Annotated in this window: 11 protein-coding genes; 1 reads left to right on the top strand and 10 read right to left on the bottom strand. The window is 51.9% G+C overall.

All coding sequences use genetic code 11. The features are described 5' to 3' along the window. Positions 1-150: 150 nt before the first annotated feature. From ABD843_RS11420 to ABD843_RS11390, 7 genes are all read right to left on the bottom strand, one after another. Positions 151-2271 carry an OmpA family protein gene (locus ABD843_RS11420; protein ID WP_345083222.1) on the bottom strand — a complete coding sequence of 707 codons (2121 nt, stop codon included), beginning with the start codon at positions 2269-2271 and terminating at the stop codon, positions 151-153. Positions 2272-2521: 250 nt separating this feature from the next. After that, positions 2522-3568 (bottom strand): PorP/SprF family type IX secretion system membrane protein, encoded by a 1047-nt coding sequence (locus ABD843_RS11415; RefSeq protein ID WP_345083219.1) that lies wholly within the window; start codon positions 3566-3568, stop codon positions 2522-2524. Positions 3569-3591: 23 nt separating this feature from the next. Further along, positions 3592-7005, bottom strand: coding sequence for a choice-of-anchor L domain-containing protein (locus ABD843_RS11410; protein WP_345083216.1), 3414 nt, complete (start codon positions 7003-7005; stop codon positions 3592-3594). A 242-nt stretch (positions 7006-7247) separates the two neighbouring features. Continuing rightward, positions 7248-8330 (bottom strand): aromatic ring-hydroxylating oxygenase subunit alpha, encoded by a 1083-nt coding sequence (locus ABD843_RS11405; protein ID WP_345083213.1) that lies wholly within the window; start codon positions 8328-8330, stop codon positions 7248-7250. 88 nt (positions 8331-8418) lie between these two features. Further along, the gene (locus ABD843_RS11400; protein WP_345083210.1) at positions 8419-9297 is read right to left on the bottom strand and encodes an NAD kinase; all 879 of its coding nucleotides are present in this window, start codon (positions 9295-9297) and stop codon (positions 8419-8421) included. Positions 9298-9309: 12 nt separating this feature from the next. Continuing rightward, the gene (locus ABD843_RS11395; RefSeq protein WP_345083207.1) at positions 9310-10683 is read right to left on the bottom strand and encodes a POTRA domain-containing protein; all 1374 of its coding nucleotides are present in this window, start codon (positions 10681-10683) and stop codon (positions 9310-9312) included. A 77-nt stretch (positions 10684-10760) separates the two neighbouring features. Then, positions 10761-11849: a DUF2911 domain-containing protein gene (locus ABD843_RS11390; protein ID WP_345083204.1), complete on the bottom strand. Its 1089-nt coding sequence runs from the start codon at positions 11847-11849 to the stop codon at positions 10761-10763. Between the two features lie 217 nt (positions 11850-12066). On the opposite strand from ABD843_RS11390, the gene yidC reads away from it, so the two are divergent. Beyond that, positions 12067-13902, top strand: coding sequence for a membrane protein insertase YidC (gene yidC, locus ABD843_RS11385; protein ID WP_345083202.1), 1836 nt, complete (start codon positions 12067-12069; stop codon positions 13900-13902). Positions 13903-13982: 80 nt separating this feature from the next. On the opposite strand, the gene ABD843_RS11380 is transcribed toward yidC, so the two are convergent. The 3 genes from ABD843_RS11380 to ABD843_RS11370 all read right to left on the bottom strand — a co-directional run bounded on the left by ABD843_RS11380 (position 13983) and on the right by ABD843_RS11370 (position 17883). Beyond that, entirely contained in the window at positions 13983-14987 is a 1005-nt protein-coding gene (locus ABD843_RS11380) for a Gfo/Idh/MocA family protein (RefSeq protein WP_345083199.1), read from the bottom strand. Positions 14988-15059: 72 nt separating this feature from the next. Then, complete coding sequence (locus ABD843_RS11375; protein WP_345083196.1) at positions 15060-16955, bottom strand: RecQ family ATP-dependent DNA helicase; 1896 nt, start codon at positions 16953-16955, stop codon at positions 15060-15062. A 109-nt stretch (positions 16956-17064) separates the two neighbouring features. Then, positions 17065-17883 (bottom strand): hypothetical protein, encoded by an 819-nt coding sequence (locus ABD843_RS11370; RefSeq protein WP_345083193.1) that lies wholly within the window; start codon positions 17881-17883, stop codon positions 17065-17067. Between the last annotated feature and the right edge of the window lie 22 nt (positions 17884-17905).

Here is a 17905-nt window from a genome sequence, read left to right as displayed (position 1 = left end):
AGTCTGTACGGGCGTTTCACTTCCCCCTGTCAGGTAACGATGATCTTTTAAACAGCCCTAAAAAAAGTGGACACCTCCCCTTTCTAATGGGAAACAAAAAGGCCGCACTGTGTGTGCGGCCTTTCTATATTCTATGTCTGTGTGAGACAATTATTCGTCATCATCATTAGCACCGGGCTTGCCATTGGCAGGCTCGTCTTCGAGGCCCTGCGGCTCTACCGACAGGTTGCGGTCCTGCTGGTCCATAGTACCGGGCAGTGCGCTGTTGTATATCACGCGGCGTGTAGGCACATCTGTAACTATGCGGAACTCGGTACGGCGGTTGGCCATACGACCTGCGGGGTTATCCTTGCCATTCACAGAGTTCGGCGCTACAGCGTTCTTGCTACCAAAGCCCTTGGCGGTCATCCTGCCACGGTCTATACCGTTCTTCTCCAAGTAGTCGAGCACGGCCTGGGCACGACGCTGAGACAGAGCCAGGTTGTAGTCGTCCTTACCCTTAGAGTCTGTATAAGAATAGATCTCTACAGATATAGAAGGGTTATCGGCGAGGAAGTGTACAACAGAATCGAGCGATGCTACAGACTCTGGACGCAGGGTCGACTTGTCGTATTCATAATAGATGTTGCTCACGCTGAAGCTGTTCCTGATACTATCGAGGAAGATAGTAACGGTAACGGTATCATCAGGATCGGAACGCTTGATCTCCATAGTGCTCACCGTAGCACGCGAAGAAGTGTAACCGGGCTTATCGGCAGTGATCACATAAGAGTGTGTGCGCGACATATTGAAGAGGAACTTACCATCTTCAGAATTGTATGTACGCATATCACCGTTCTGGTCTGTCATCTTCACTACGCTCTCGGTCATCAGGTCTCCGCTCCTCTTGCCCACTACCTTACCCATCACTACCAGCCTTGGCTCCCTCTGTATACGCCAGATGTCGTTACAGCAGGTAGGGTTCTTCAGTGCGTAAGAACCTATACGGTTCGATACCAGGTAGCCATCAGGTTTGCCCACGGGATCGAGGATGAAGTACAACTCGTCAGCGCAAGTATTATAAGGATAACCGAGGTTCTTAAGATCCCTGTAACGAGAAGGACCACCTGTAGCGCTGTATACGTCCAGACCACCCATAGATACCTGACCGCTCGATGCGAAGTACAGTTTACCCTCGCGCGGATCGTAGTATGGCGTCAGCTCGTCCATCTTGGTGTTCACCACCTTACCACAGTTCTGCGGACGACCGAAACGCTGGTCCCTCGGGTCTATGATAGAGTACCATATATCCCATCCACCCTTGCTCTGCAGCTTGCGGCTCGATGCGAAGAACAGTACTTCTTTCTTACCTACCTTGGCCACATAAGGCATAGTATTGGTACCGAACTCTCCTATCTCAGGCTGAACCGGATTGCTCCATCCCCTTTCCTGGAAAACAGAATAGTAGATGTTACACTTGGTCTTCATTGAGTCGGCCTCATCTACATAGCACTTAGAGAAATAGAACCTTGTACCATCGGGCGACCAGCAACCGTTACCTGTGTGGAAATTATCATCATTGAAGTGACCATCCCAGAAAGGCAGTGGCCACTGGAAAGAATCTACGAAACCGGCCTGCTTATGAGAGTACATGAATTTATCCTTGTACTGGCTCTCGCTCCATGTATCTGTTTCTATCAGATCCTTACGACCTATGAATGTATTACGGGTGGCCTGATTGCGACCCAGAGTGCTGAACAGCAGGGCCGAGTCGCCAAGCGGATACGGAGACAGTTCTGTATAAGAGCTGTTCACATTCGGGCCGGCATTTATCAGGGTAGCTGGCTGAGGGTCTTTCAGAGATTTGATGGCCATTTCGCAGCCTTCTATCTCTTTCTTTATCAGCTTCTTCAGTATCTTGGTATACTTGGGGTCGGGCGTCCTGTCCAGGTTGTTCTCTATCGAGGCTATTGGGTTCGGCGCCTTCTTCACAGCGTTCTTCTTGTTATCGTTCAGAAACTCGTTGAACGACTCTATGGCCAGTTTGTACTCGCACTGCTGCTTGTACATCAGGCCCGCATAGTATGCAGCATAAGGGTACAGACCCTTACCCATGTTCTTTACTTCTGTATAGTAGTGTGCAGCAAGTACATAATCGCGGGTAGCGCGGTAACACTCTGCAAGCTGCCATGTGATGTATGGGTTACGCTCATCCTGTTGCTTTAACTGCTGGTAGTAATCTATCGCATTGAAGTAGCTGCCGTGAAGATACAGTTGATCGGCCCAATTCATTTTTTTACCGTAAGAAAGACTGGAAAGGGGGTCATTACCTTTATTACGGTACTTTTCCTTCATATTTTTCTGGGCATCGGCATGAAACGGGGCAATAACGATCAATGTTACTAAAAACAGGTACAGCCAATTTTTTCTCATGTGCGTGAGCGTTGTTAATGGATATAAAAGTATAAATCAGTTTTAAAAAAAAGAAGGGCTTTTAAAAAAAACTTTTTTTAGCCCTTCAAATATAAGAATATTTTCCTGATCAGAACCGCTGGCAAGGAACCACACGCTTACCCGCGAATTTCAGCGGGTATGGCGCTATATAGCGCAGAGCTATTTCAAAGCCGCCATTGCCATTGCTGGCAGAGTTGAGCGAGGAGATATTATAGTCATAGCCAAGGCCTATGCGTACACCCTTGAACTCCACACCGCCTGTTATCATCACGGCATCGCCGCTGCGGTACCAGCCGCCCAGGAATACTGCTGTAGAGAAGTTGTTGTAACCGGGCTCATTGCCTACATAGTACATGAATTCATTACCGCCTATCACCTCTGTGGCCGATGACTGCGACTGGAACAGCAGCGCAGGGCGCAGGCTGAACCTGTCGTTGGTCTTTACGGTAAGACCCAGCTGACCGGTGAAGCGCATATCCAGGCCCACATCGCTGTTCTGCTTCTTCAGCAGGGCGTCGTTGGGTTGGTTAATATTGTTGGCGCCAAGGCCTATCACATAGCCGAACGAGCCGTCGCTGTTAGATCCAGCATAGCTAACACCTGCATTTATCAGGAAGTAGCTCACCTGGTTGCCTACGCCAAGGCCATACTCTGCAGATGAACCGCCACTGGCCGTACCGTTGATGAACTCATCGCCGAAGTACAGCTTGGACAGGTCTATGCTCTTCTGGGCATAGCCACCCTGCATACCTACGGCTATCTCGTTCCTTTCGCCCATGGTCTTGTGGTAGGCAAGCGAAAGAAGACCTGTGAAATTCTGAAGATTACCATCGCCCGCCTTGTCGTTGAACACCTGCAGACCGGCAGCCATATAGCCTCCGCTCTGGTCGGCATACAGCGGCATATCTGCATGCGCGCCCATGGTCACATAAGGAACAGTGACACTACCCCACTGGCTCCTGTAGATACCACCCGCACGGGCAGTACCATCGAACATGCCTGTGAACGCGGGATTCACCACCAGCGGTGCCATATCGAACTGGGTAAAATGTATATCCTGCGCGGATACAGCAGACGCACTTACAGCGATAGCGGTCGTTAAGATCGAACGGGTTATGATATTCTTTGTATTCATCTTCTTGAATTATCGTGGTAAAATTATCGTAATAATGTTACGTTTCCTTGTTTTTTAAATATTTTTCCTGACTTGGCCGTACCTTCTATCATGTACACATATACGCCTACAGGCTGTGGCACTCCCTTGTATTCACCGTTCCAACCCTTCTCAATATCAGTGGTTTCGAACACTACGTTCCCCCAACGGTTGAAAATACGGAAATAATTCAATGACGCAAGACCGCGCTTTATAATTTTAAATTCGTTATTCACGCCTGTTCCCGGACTGAACGCGTTCGGAACGCCGATCAGTGTCTCTTCGCTCACATTTATGTTTATCGAATCTTTTGTTTTGCAGCCATATTCTGTCACACCTGTTATCACATATTTAGTGCTGATGGCAGGCGATGCTATGGGGTTCACTATATAGCGGCTATTGAGGCCACCAGATGGGCTCCACGATACCGATGTAGCATTCGTCTCAGGATCTATCTGGTACGTCTCCCCCGGATGCAGTGTCACAGAATCTTCCAGGAATATGACCGCGCCGGGGTGTACATATGCGCTGAAGTATACAGTATCCTTACAGCCGTCGGCGCTGGTGGCCACTATGCTGTAGCTCTGGTCGGTAATGGGCTTTATCACTGGTCGGGCAGCATTGGCCTCGCTCAGGTACAGGTCGGGCAGCCACTGGTAAGAAACACCACCCTCCGGTATCAGCACCGCGCTATCGTGCGGGCAGAAGTCCATGCTGGGTATCATCTTGGCAAAATTGCCGGGCAGCACTATGATGTGTGCCGAATCCATACCATAGCAGCCCGCAGGCGTAGATACGGTAAGTATGATGGTCTCATTGGCCACACCGGTCAGTACGGCGGCCTTATCGTTCGGGTGATCTATATGAGTGGCCGGGGCCCAGTCGTAGCTGTAGTGCGTATACCAGTCCGGCATCACAGAGGCTTTCAGGCGTATGGTATCGGCCTCGCACACGAACCTGCTGCCACCTGCATATACCACAGGATTAGGCTGCACATCTATCATCACAGAGTCGTAGAATTCGGGGCAGAGGTGGAAAGATACCCGCACCTTGTACAGTGCCGATGTATCGGGCGTAATGAGCGGCGCCAGCACATTGGATATGGGTATACCCGCCGTCGGCAGCCATTGGTACTGGAACAGCGGATCGCCTGTGGCCACTATCTGCACCGAACGGCCCTTACATATGGCCGTATCCGGCATCAGGTCTATGGTATTGGGTAGTACATACAGGTTTATGATGTCATTCACGGCACAGCTCGCTGCATGTGGCTGCACCGTCACCGTATATACATGCGAGCCGCCTACCGTGGGCATTATCACAGGGTTGGGAAGCGTATCATTGCTCACATAGGTGGCCGGCGACCACTGGTAGTGGTAGTAGCCATTGCCTATGCCTGTACTGCCCGGTACGGTCAGGTCTATGGTATAGGTCATGGGCAGGCATATGGTATCATACACTACCACCAGGGGCGCAGGGGTATCTACCTCTATGTAGAAGCTGTGTACCATATCGGGGCAATGAGCGTACGATGCCGTAACGGTATAGGTAGTATTGATGGTAGGTGTCAGCGTGGGCTCCATTATACCCGGATCGGACACACCTGTAGGTGGTGTCCACAGCCAGTTGAACTCCGAAGAGCCTGTTATATCGGCCTGTACAAATTCACCTATGCATATCGCTGTATCTGTGTTGTGCAGCACAAAGTCGTTGGGCAGGGTATGCACGGTCACATTGGCCGTACTGGCGCAGGCGGGTAATGCTGTGGGGTATACCGTCACAGTATAGGTCACATCGCCGGCTACAGAGGGCGTGACCACAGGGTTATATATGGTGGTACCACTGAGGTCCGTACCCGGCGACCATGTATATGTATAGGGCGTACCGGGTGGCGACACATATACATGCAATGGCACTCCTGTACCTACGCAGGTCTTCACCAGCGGCGAGTCTACCGTCAGTACAGGGTTGGGGAAAATGGAGACCGTTATCGTTTTTATCTGCGGAGTACAACCCAGCGCGGGGTCGGCCGTCACTATAAGCGAGTAGGTAGTGGTGACGACGGGTGTCACGTCTACTATCAGCATAGTATCGTCACTTACCGAGGCAGAGGGCAGCCAGTGATAATCGAGTATGGGGGCGAACATGGTATCGCCGGTAGCTATGACATGTACGTACTGCCCCGCACAGATAGAGGTATCGGGGGTAAGGATATGGAAGTTGAAAGAGTCGAGTATGGTGAGGCTGGCCGTAGCAACGGGTGTGAATATCCCGGGATGACAGGGATCTTCTTTAAGGATCTCCAGCGTCACCACCTTAGGCCCAGTGGGCGGCACCGGCAATGTATTGATATTCAGTATGGTAGACGTGGCCGATGCGGGTATTATCACGCTATCGGGTATCCAGGTATAGTCGAAGCCGTTCACCGCTGTGCCCAGTATGTTGAAGTGTACCACTACATTGGTATCCTGCTCTTCGGGTATAGAGAAAACAAAGTTGCCCGGATTGCAGCCGCGAATGCAATAAGGCAGGCCGCTGGTACCTGTAGCCGTGATGGTGGTAGGTACGGTAGAGGTAAGGCTGCCTCCCTTTATGAACACACCCGAGTTGTAGGCATTATCGCCCACATCGGCTATACCTATCTTCAGGTGGTAGGTATCGCAGGGGCTCACTGCAGCTATAGCGGTGAGCACGGTGGTCTTACCGTCATACACCAGTAGTGTACTTGCCGAATTATCGATATAGTACATATTGAAGGGCGAGCCGGGGCCTAATGCATTGCAGGTAGCTATGGCATAGCTGGTACCTGTGGGCGCAGAGTTCACACTATTGATACATACAGGTATATTGGTGCCGGGTACGCGCGCTATGTTGTAAGGCGTGGGATAAGATGTGGGCGGGGAAGTGACACCACCCGAAATAAGAAAGCCGAAAACGTCGTTGAAGCTGGAACAGGCGAACTCGGGATATTCCTCCGAGGCGAACACATAATTGAATTTTACCGTATCTCCCGCCGCTTTGAAGTCGAACTCCAGCACGCAGGCATCATTGGTGGTACCTGCAGCCAGTGTGGCCAGGTCGGCATCAGAAAGCGAGGGCGTATGTCCTACGCTCTCAAAGGTACTGGCAGGCGCTGCTATGGCATTGGCCGATCCGCTGGTAAGCACTATACCGTTAGATACCCCTATGGGGTCTACCACCGTGGTAAAGGTGCCATTGGCGCCCGTATCGCAGGTAAGGGTGGGGCTCAGTACCAATACACCTGTGCCGGTAAGGGCTGTGGCCAGCGCTGCTGCGGTCTGGTTCTGGTTCACATTTATCTGGGCACTTGCCCCCATGGTACCCGCCAGCAAAAATGCACAGGTAGTGACAGCCCTGGCAATTGACCTGCGGGAAATATCAAGTATGGGTGTTCTCATGGACCTTTCTGAAAATGACACTATGCGCCTATTAATTATATAGTGACGTGCCTTTTTCACAAAACGTTTGGATAAAGCACATCAATTATTATCAAAAATATAATAATTGTTCAATGTTTCAAATGCACAGATGAATTTCTTTTCCACACACATGCGCATATCGCTCATGCATTCTGGCGCATAAAAACCTAACGGCTTATTACCTAGTGGTTTATGTAAAAATGAGGTTTTCCGCCCCCTCTTTACTTGCCCATGAATTCTGCTATCAGGCGGTGAAAATGGTGTGTGCCCTGCTCCCGCGTGGCAGAATATCGCCCATGCCGGTAGAAACGCGACCGAACACCCCGCTGCACCTGCTGCACTACCTCCTCATCTTCCAGCTCTACCTCGTCCAACCCACTGCCGGCACCAGCACCCAGCTTGCTTTCGTCCATCACATAAGTAAGGAAGGAGACCGTACACTCGCTTATACCGGCAGGCCGCACTATGTTCAGCGACAAGCCCCAGGGGTAAAAATTGAACATCATATTGGGGAACACCCAAAAATAGTAGGCCGCTACCTTCTTGCCATGGTCCGCAGATGTCTCCGGCAGGTCGAAGCATACATCACCATCTTTGCCTATACCCAGTTGCAGGTTAGAGTACCGGAACAGCTCTGTGGTATATTCCCCAAAGTCCAACGCCTTGTTCAGCCCCTCGTGCACAAATGGGATATGGAAACCTTCCAGGTAGTTCTCGCAGTAGAGCGCCCAGTTGGCCGCTACCTTGTAGTCCTTCGACAACTCCTGCCGCAGTACCAGTCTATCAATGGGGTACCAGTGTATGCGCTCCATCATTTCGCCGAACACCTGTTCTACGGCCAGCTCCCGCAGCAGGGATGTGAACATCATAGGCCCCCAGCGGAACACAGGCAGCGTATGCAGGTCGTCGGCAGGCGAGGGGAAATCCTCTACCTCCCTGAACTCGGGCATGGACAGGAACTTACCATCCAGCGCGAACTGGCGGCCATGGTAGCCACATCGTATATTGCGCAGCTTGCAGGGCTTGTTCACCAGTATATTTCCCCTGTGCGTGCATACATTACTCATGCACCGCAGCGTGCCGCTATCATTGGTCAGCAGCAGGGGCTCGTCCATATGCCCTTCCAGCAGTGTAAAGGGATATGCAGCGCCACTGTCCTGCACCACACCTGCATCGGCCACATACTGCCACGAGGGTGCAAAAATGCGCTCCTTAGCGGCATTGTGGTATACGGCATCGGTATAGAAAGCGGTAGATAAAGTATGTGCCCTGGCGATATCGGGGTGAACGAAAAATGGCTCCATATGCAGTATGTTACCTGCTAAAAATAGCTAACCCTTTCCGCACATCAAAAGGTCGCATTACCACATTATCGTTTATCGCATTACCGAACTAATTGCGCTTATCTATACCCCAGTACAGTTTTTGGCGAATGGTCTTGAGGAAATTATGCTCATCGGGCCGCACCAGCGATACCATGAAGCTCTCCTTCTTCACGGCCAGCTGCACATTGCTGCGAATGGTCTCGGTACGCGCATCCAGCGTACACAGGAAATGTTCCGACCGCCCTTCTATCTCGAACGAGATCACATTATCGTCGGGCACTACTATGGGGCGGGTATTGAGGTTGTGCGGCGCTACAGGAGTGATAACGAAACTGGATGCCTGCGGAAACACCACCGGTCCGCCACAGCTAAGCGAATAACCTGTAGACCCCGTAGGCGTGGCCACTATAAGCCCGTCAGACCAATAGGTATTGAGGAACTCACCGTTCAGGTAAGTGTGTATCTTGATCATGGAGGAAGTGTCCTGCCGGTGTATAGTGAACTCGTTCAGCGCAAAGGGTGCGCCATTGAAGAGCGGTATACTGGCATCCAGGTGCAGCAGCGTACGTTTCTCCAGCGTATATGATCCTCTTACCAGCGATAATATAGCGGCTTCGGCCTCCTCCTCGGGTATGGCGGCCAGGAAGCCCAGCCTGCCCAGGTTCACACCTATAAGAGGTATATTGGTATTGCCTACAAAGCATACGGCATCCAGCATGGTGCCATCGCCACCCAGGCTGAAGAGCATATCGGTATTGGCGGGCAGATCGCGGCGGCCGGTAAAGGTGCGCGGCTGCTCCCTGAAGGTCACATGCGGCAGCAGGCGCTCATAGAACTCTTTGTATATCGCCACCTGCAGCTTATGCACTTCCAGCAGCTGGAATATGCTTTGCAGAAAGGGTACATCCTGCTCATCGAAAGTACGGTTGTATAATGCTACCAGCATGGTCGTGATCTTCTATTCGCTATTGAAGTGTAAATATAGGCCATTTTGCCCCAGGTGGTTGCGCGCCAGCTCTATCCGCACCTTCACATCGTAGAGGGTCACTATGTCCACACCCGCGCCTATGCTGTACATAAGGGTGTTGTTCAGGGTATTGCCGTTCTGTGCCGGGCCATTTATATACCCGGCATCAAAGAACACCTTGGGATAGATACGCACAGGCACGGCCGTAAAATAGCGTACCGGCAGCGACCACGTTCTGCTGAATAGTTCCTTTTTCAGGTCCAGGCGCAGCAGGCCATAGTTATAACCATCGGTCACATAGTATTCATACCCGCGCACATAGTCGGTCTGTGTACCCAGCCCGTTCCTGAAGTAGTAGGGCAGCTTCTGTGGCAGCATCAGTCGCCCGCGCGATATGGCCGCAGCATACCAGCGTTTCCCTATGCCCCGAAAGATACCCGCCTCATAATTCACAAAGGCCTGGTACCGTATGCCCTCCATCCCTACCCGCGCTACAGTAGTAGCTACCAGTTTTTCGCCCCGTAGCGAGTAGTTCCAGTTGTCCACACCATTGTACTCATAGCGGTAGTTCACCTCTGCGAAGCGTGCCACATTGCTGCTATCCGCAAAGTATCCGGGGTTCAGCATGGCTATCGTATCGCCTACCCATATCCGCTTGTATATGGCCTGTATAGTATGTTTTTTGGCATAGCCCGGGCGGTGTATATAGCACAGCCCACCCTCTGCCTGCTGCCATACCACCGGCCCTGTAAGGTCGCCTGCAAAACGCAGCTTATTGCCGGCCGTGGTGTAGTATATCTGCCGGCTGCGGGCCATACTTCCCGTTATGCCTATACCATGCGTCTGCTGTTTGTTCACATAGGGCAGTATATAGCTCAACCCCAGTTTTTGTGTATACCCCGCCTGCGCGGTAATGGACAATGTTTCCAGCGCACCGCGAAAATTGCGGTCGGTAACGGTAAGCCCTGCCGATATGCGCCGCAGGTCGTGGCCCTGGTCGGCCCACCATGTATTGATGTTCCTGTCGGCGAACTGCAGTATGCCTATGGGAATGATGTACCAACGCTCCTTTACGCGTATATACCATATTACTGTATCTCCACGGCCGTCCACCACATCCTGGTCCACCTCATTGAACAGTTGCAGGTTGAAGAGACGCTGCTTATTACGGTTCACCATCAGTTCCAGCGAGTCGCGGGGTATGATATCTCCCTCGTGCATGCCTATCTCCCGCAGTATCACACTCCGTTTGGTGATGCGGTCGCCCTCTATATCTATACGCCCCACTACTACTCTGCCCTGCTGTGCATATACATGCGCGGCGCACAATATCATCATCCCCAATAGCAGCAGGCGGTAACTCATATATACCGCCGCAAGATAGTACAGTTAACGAAAAGCCCCCTTGCGGGGGCCTTCTGTATCATCGTTTCTGGTGGGCATCATATCTGTTTGCCTTCCTTCAGTTTGGCTATTATATCCTCAATTATCTTTTTGTTGGCGGCATCGGGCGCCTTGGGCAGCGCAAGGTTGGCATATTTCAGCGCATCCTTTGTTTTGCCTATGGCCGAGCATCCCCTGGCCATACCTACACAGGTAAGGTAAGCATCGGGGTGGCGCTTATAGTTCTGCTGAAAGGCCTCGTATGCCTGCTGCTTCTTGCCGGTGGCCATCAGGCGGCGTGCATAGGAGTGTACGTCCTGTGCAGTACCTCTTTCCATAGCTACCTTCATCACGCTGTCGGCCTGGGCATCCTTCTTCAGTTTGCGCAGTATATCGGCCTTGCTGCTCAGTACACCAAATGTGGGTATGCTCTGTTCTGCACGCTCTATGTAGGTCAGTGCATCGTTCAGCCTTATATCATGCTCCTGCAGGTAATCGGCCATCTGCTGCAATGCATGTGGGTCGAAACCCTTCTCGCCCCTCAGCTCGCGCTCAAAAGAGGCTATCTGCAACTGCTGCAGCGCAGTAGACACTTTGAATGGTATGGCCAGCTTTTCCCATTCCAAGCTTATGGTGGCAGAGCTGTCGGTCTCATCGCCGAACTGGTAGGTGAGGCGTTCACGCAGCTCGTTCAGCTTCACAGGCTTTACCTGCACACGCAGCACATCCTCGCCCGGCTCGTAAAAGTAGCTGCCCCAGCTACTGGTGGCCTTGCTGAATATGAGCGTACATGCATCGGGCCCATAGGCCACAAAGAAGCCGTACTTGCCTGCCGCCAGCGGCCTGCCCTCTATGGTCACATCCGTACCAAATTCAATTATAGTGTTCTCATTGGCGCCTGCTCTCCATGGTGCGGGGTTGCCATTGCCAAAGCCCTGGTCCTGGAAACCTGTGTGTACGAGGTCTCCCCATATCTTGCCCTCGCGGCCCTTTACCGCCGGGCGGCCATACTCTATGGAGATATCGGTAAGCCCTACCCGCTCGCTTACCCTGGCACGAACGCTGGTGCCGCTGGCGGTGGTGGTAAGCTGCGCCTGCGCAGCGGTAAAAGAAGCCAGTAACAGGGCTGTAGTAAATGCTTTTTTCATTGTATATGTGGTTTGATGCCGCCACAATTTACCTTTACCCATGTAAAAGAGACGTTAAAAAACCACTCTATATGTATGGGTAAATAAACCGTGGCCGTAATATTTACATAGAGAAATGACATATTAATTGAATAATAACAACTTTGCTTTTCGTTGTTGTCGTCTCAGATCCATTACCTTTGCGCCTCATTTCTGTAATTACTTATTAGTTTTTTAAATGGACCGTAACCAGGTAATAGGTTTCTCGCTGCTGGCAGTACTGCTCATAGGCTACATCATGTACAACCAGCACGAACAAAAGTCGTACCTAGAAAAAAAGTATACCGACAGTGTGGCCTACGCAAAGGCCCACCCCAAGCCACTCATAGACAGCAGCAAGCTGACGCCTAATGTGGTAGCAGACACTGCTACAGACTCGGCCACTGCCGCGCTAAGGGCCCTGCAGCCCGCCGCCTACAATGGCACCGAGCAGATGGTGACACTGGAGAACAGCAAAGTATCTATACAGTTCTCTACCAAGGGTGCGCACCCGGTATCGGCCATGCTGAAGGCCTATAAGACCTACGAGCAGCAGCCGCTCTACCTCTTCAATGGCAAGAACAACAAACTGAGCGTGGCACTGCCTGTGGATAATAATATATCTACTGCGGCCCTCTACTTCAGCCCCGTCGTAAAGCAATTGACCAATGGCGATAAGAGCATAGACTTCGTGGCCGATATGGGTGGCGGCAAAAGGGTGAACATCACCTATACCCTGCCTGCCGATGGCTATATGATGAGCTGCAGCATAGCGCTTACGGGCATACCTGCATCATCGGTGCCGCTCACATGGCATACCTTCGCGCTGCCTACAGAGAAGGACATGACCAATGAGCGCATGGCCACGCAGGTATACTACCGCAATACCAACGAAGACAACGACTACTTTACCGTACAGCAGGAGGAAAAAGGCCTGAACAACAGCAGCAATTCTGCACAATGGCTGGGCTTCCGCAAGCAGTATTTCAGTACGGCCCTCATAGCCGACGACCATTTCTCGCGTATGGAGTCGAAGTTCGGCTACAAGGCCGGCGATACCAATGTAGTGGCACAGAGCCTGGCCACTATGGAGCTGCCCCTGAAAGCATCGGGCGGCGCACAGACGGCATCGCTGCGCTGGTACATAGGCCCCAACGACTACCGTACACTGAAGTCTTACAATATGGATATGGAAGAGATGGTGCCACTGGGTATCGGTATCATGTCTTTCGTTAAGTACATCAATCGCTGGGCCATCATACCTATATTCTACCTCTTCGACAGCTTTGTGAACAACTACGCCCTGCTCATAGTGCTGATGACGCTCTTCATAAGGCTCATACTGTCGTTCTTCACTTACAAAAGCTACCTCTCCAGCGCCAAGATGCGTGTACTGAAACCCGAGCTGGATGAACTGCGCGAGAAGATAGGCGACGACCAGCAAAAATTTGGCATGGAACAGATGAAGCTATACCGCTCTGCCGGTGTGAACCCGCTGGGTGGCTGTATGCCCATGCTCTTCCAGTTGCCTATACTGCTCTCTATCTACTACATCTTCCCATCGTTCATAGAGTTCCGCCAGCAGAGCTTCCTGTGGGTGAACGACCTATCTACCTACGACAGTATCTTCAACTTCGGTTTCGAGGTGCCTTTCTATGGTGATCATATAAGTCTCTTCACCCTGCTGCTTACGGCATCCAGCCTCTTCCTGGCACTGTACAATCGCAACATGACGCCACAGGACCCCAACAACCCTATGCTGAAGTACATGCCCTACATCTTCCCCATTATCCTTATGGGTATGTTCAATAAGATGGCGGCAGCCCTTACGTTCTACTACACCTGCTCTAACCTTCTGAGCATCGTACAACAGTTCGTGATACAGAAATACTTCATCAACGAAAAGGCCATACACGCACAGATACAGGAGAACAAGACCAAACCACCTGTACAGTCGAAATGGGCAGCACGCCTGGAAGATATGCAGAAGATGCAGGCCGAGCGCGCCAAAACGCAGCCACCAAAGAAAAAATAATACACTCCCTAATATTATGGCCCTGCTATGCAGGGCCATAATATTAGTATATAGTGGACAATATAGCTTTCGGAAGATCCTTATTTCCCTACACTATCATACATCATCTGTATGATGCGTACTACTTCCCTGCCCTCCTCGGCGCTGGTCATCACAGGATGATCGTGGTGCAACACATCTACTACGTTCTGTATCACCTTGTCATGATTGCTCATAGACCCCTGGTACAGCCCATAATCGTTAGACCTGGCCGATATATTGATGGCCGGTAGCTGCTCGCCCTCCAGTTGCTGGTACTCTATAGTGTTCAGGTATTGGCCGCCTATCTTCACCGTACCTTTTTCGGCAAAAATGGTGATAGACCCCTCCATATTGCGCTCGTAAGAGCAGGTAGTGAAATTGAAGTTGATGATGGCGCCATTCTCTGCATTCATCACAAAACTGCCGGTATCTTCTACCTCGGTATTGTGCATGTGGGCATAGTTGTGTATGGTGCCGTGCGAGCTTGTGATGGTACCATTGAGGTAATACAGTATGTCCACAAAATGGCTGAACTGGGTGAAGAGGCAACCTCCGTCGCGCAGGCGGCTGCCACGCCAGTCGCTATGGGCATAGTAGGCATCGCCCCTGTTCCAGAAACAATTCACCTGCACCATGAATATGCGCCCCAGTGCATTGGCCGCTATCAGCTTCTTTACCTCCTGCACCGGTGGATTGTAACGGTTCTGCTTTACCGCGAATATTATCTTGTCGTTCCGCTTGCCGGCAGCTATCATCCGCTCACACTCATCTACGCTTATGGCCATAGGTTTCTCTACCACCGTATGCAGGCCGGCATCGAGGCCGGCTATGGTATGCGGCTCGTGCAGGTAGTTGGGTGTACATACGCATAGCACGTCGGCAGGTGTTTCTCGCAGCATGGTATCCAGGTCGGTATAGAAAGGAACTCCCTGCGGAACTTTTACCGAGCTATCTATATCGCATACCGCTACCAATCGTGCCCATGGGTTGTTCGCTATTTGCGCAGCATGGCGGCTGCCTATATTACCGAACCCAACTATAGAAAAACGGATCCTTTCCTGCATATATACCCAAATGTATAAAACCAGAACGGAACATGGCATATATATAGTATGGCGCCCTGCGAATAATGAGCGCTACTCTGCACGCCTGCCATTCACCTTGCCATCGTTCAGCCGCAGTACGCCGCTGTCTATCATCTGGCGCAGTATGCGCAGCACCTGTTCTTTCATATGCGGCCTATAGCGCGCGGCAAGCTCATTAGGCGTCACCACTCCGCTACGGATATCTTTTAGCAGCAAGGCTTCCAGTTCCTTATCGCCCATGCGCACACCTTGCGCCGCATGACAAACATCGCAATGACCGCAATCGCCCACCGGTGTTTCCCCGAAATACTGCAGCAACAGCCGCTCCCTGCACTCGGTAGTGTTCTGCAGCATGGCTATCATGGCACGGGTACGCTTTTCGTGCTGGCGGCGCAGGTCGCCTATGCGCTTCATATCTATATGCAGGTGACGGCTATCTACCCGGTAGTGATGAAAGAACAGTTGCGGCCCTTCGCCCGGCCTGTTGTATTCTATTATTTCCATGGCGGCAAGGCGCTGCAGCGCCTTTATCACATCCTCTTTTTGCATCCTTAACTGCCGGGCTATGGCCAGCTCGCGTATGTGCACCGGGTGGTGAAAGATACCGCTGTACATGCGCAAAAGGCTCACGGCCATATAGCCCAGTTGCGGGTGTGATATCTGTAAAGCATCTATCGTATGCCTGTCGGCAGCAAAACGTATGGTGGCAGGCATATACACCGATTCCGTAAGTGTCCACAGGCCTTCCCGCTCCAGCAGTTTCAATGCATACATGGCCTGCGTGGCCTGCAATTCGAATCGCCTGGAGAATTCATACAGATCGAACGGGTAGTACTTATCGGGCTGGGCAGTTATGGGTATCTGCAAAAAGTCTACTACCGACTGGTATACCTGCCGCAGGTATGCTTCCGCCGGGTACTGCAACGCTATACTGTCCTCCAGCCGTTTTATATCCGTAGCATTATATACGGCATAGGCGGCAGATGGTCTGCCATCGCGCCCCGCCCTTCCTGCCTCCTGGTAATACGCCTCGGGGTGCTCGGGCGCATCATAATGCACCACTTGCCGCACGCCGGGCTTATCTATACCCATGCCAAAGGCAGTAGTTGCTATCATCACCGGCGCGCGGTCGGTCATCCATTGTTCCTGTGCTTCGTCGCGCGCTTCTTTCTGCAGGCCTGCATGATATATCACAGCATCCTTGCCATCATATCGCACATACTCGGCCAGTGTCTCTGTCTGCCTGCGGCTGCGACAGTATACTATGCTGCACTCCCCGGTGAGGGTACGCAACACATCGGCATTCTTGTTCTCGCTATAGGCTACCCGGTAAAAGATATTGTCTCTCGCAAAACTGCTGCGATACACCTGTGGCGCCCGCATGGCGGCCTGTCTTACTATGTCTTCCTGCACCTCTTGTGTAGCGCTGGCGGTGAGTGCCAGCAGTGGTATGCGGCCATGCACCTCGCGCACAATGCCTATGCCCAAGTAGGCCGGTCTGAAGTCGTGCCCCCATTGCGATATGCAGTGCGCCTCGTCTACGGCCAGCATGCGCAGGTCCAGTTCGGGCAGGTGATCTCTGAACAGCTCTGTACGCAAACGCTCAGGCGATACATACAGCAGCTTATACGCACCATGTACAGCATCGGCCAGCATACGCACCACATCATTGTGGTGCATGCCAGAGTGAATGCAAGCTGCGCTTATACCCAGTTGCTGCAAACGACTCACCTGGTCCTGCATCAGGGCTATCAGCGGCGATACCACCAGGCACATACCACCCATCATCAGTGCGGGCACCTGGTAACATACCGATTTGCCGCCACCAGTAGGCAGCAGCGCCACGGTGTCCTTACCACTCAACACACTGGCTATGATATCTTCCTGCAAGGGCCGGAAGGAATCGTATCCCCAATATTTCTTTAGTATGTGCGCAGCCGTGTTCAAATAAATGACCGTTCGCGGCCTGGTTACCGGAACGGCTACAAATGTATACTATAGAGAAAACAAATAGAGGCAGACCATCAGGCCTGCCTCTATATATGCATACAAGATATTACGGCAAAGTGATGGTATATACAGTGCCGCTGGGCAACGTCAGCGTGGCCTGGTCATCGCAGGCGGCTGTAGCGCCATAGTTCAGCGTGCGGGTAAGGCTGCTAGGCAGGGTATACACTATGGTACCTGCCTGTATCCACCTGCAATTCAGGGCCAGCATCAGCGGAGACGTGATGCTCACACTCACTGTTCCCGAGGGGCGGGTCATGGTACCGGCGCCTGTTATCTGGTACACATCGTCCGTCCAGTTCAGCAGGGTCGTATATCCTGCCGTCCAGGTTCGGGTACGGGTAAAGTTGGTGGTTATCACACTGCCATCTGTTTTGGTGATGGTACCGTTCACCATCACATTAAAATACGGCTGGCCCGCACTGTTATGTCCCATATTGGTCACCGTCCTGGTGCCCTCTACCTTATTGTCGTTCTGGTAATAATTGTCGAAGGTGATGGTATGTACAGACCCACTATCGGCATAGGCCCCTGTATAGTTCACTATTATTTTTCCTCTGCGGTTACGCCCATCCGAGCACAGGCAGTTCACCGATCCGAAGTCGATGGTGAATGTACCTGCGGCATGCGTCACGCTTCCGCAGGCCGTGGTCTTGAAGGCGCCGCTGCCCGTTACCACCGCACCCTTGTCAGACATGGTCTGCGCATCGTCGAATATCTTTTCTGTCAGGTTCTGGTCTGTAGTATAGCCGGTGTCCTCCTTGGTATCGGTATCATTGTTCTTGTCCCTGCGGCAGGCAGAAAGAAGGCTTATGGCCGCTACCAGCAGCAGCGAGCCTGCATACATCTTGAGTCGTGTAGTTCGCATATCTATTCCGTTTAATGATGAA

This window comes from Nemorincola caseinilytica, assembly GCF_039540515.1.
Taxonomy (GTDB): Bacteria; Bacteroidota; Bacteroidia; order Chitinophagales; family Chitinophagaceae; genus Nemorincola; species Nemorincola caseinilytica.
Note: the sequence above shows the minus strand (reverse complement) of the source record. Positions and strands in the feature narration are given on the sequence as shown.

Coding starts and splice junctions, on each gene's coding strand:
- ABD843_RS11410 (WP_345083216.1), bottom strand. CDS start 7,005: ATGAGAACACCCATACTTGATATTTCCCGCAGGTCAATTGCCAGGGCT.
- ABD843_RS11390 (WP_345083204.1), bottom strand. CDS start 11,849: ATGAAAAAAGCATTTACTACAGCCCTGTTACTGGCTTCTTTTACCGCT.
- ABD843_RS11400 (WP_345083210.1), bottom strand. CDS start 9,297: ATGCTGGTAGCATTATACAACCGTACTTTCGATGAGCAGGATGTACCC.
- yidC (WP_345083202.1), top strand. CDS start 12,067: ATGGACCGTAACCAGGTAATAGGTTTCTCGCTGCTGGCAGTACTGCTC.
- ABD843_RS11395 (WP_345083207.1), bottom strand. CDS start 10,683: ATGAGTTACCGCCTGCTGCTATTGGGGATGATGATATTGTGCGCCGCG.
- ABD843_RS11415 (WP_345083219.1), bottom strand. CDS start 3,568: ATGAATACAAAGAATATCATAACCCGTTCGATCTTAACGACCGCTATC.
- ABD843_RS11380 (WP_345083199.1), bottom strand. CDS start 14,987: ATGCAGGAAAGGATCCGTTTTTCTATAGTTGGGTTCGGTAATATAGGC.
- ABD843_RS11420 (WP_345083222.1), bottom strand. CDS start 2,271: ATGAATTGGGCCGATCAACTGTATCTTCACGGCAGCTACTTCAATGCG.
- ABD843_RS11405 (WP_345083213.1), bottom strand. CDS start 8,330: ATGGAGCCATTTTTCGTTCACCCCGATATCGCCAGGGCACATACTTTA.
- ABD843_RS11370 (WP_345083193.1), bottom strand. CDS start 17,883: ATGCGAACTACACGACTCAAGATGTATGCAGGCTCGCTGCTGCTGGTA.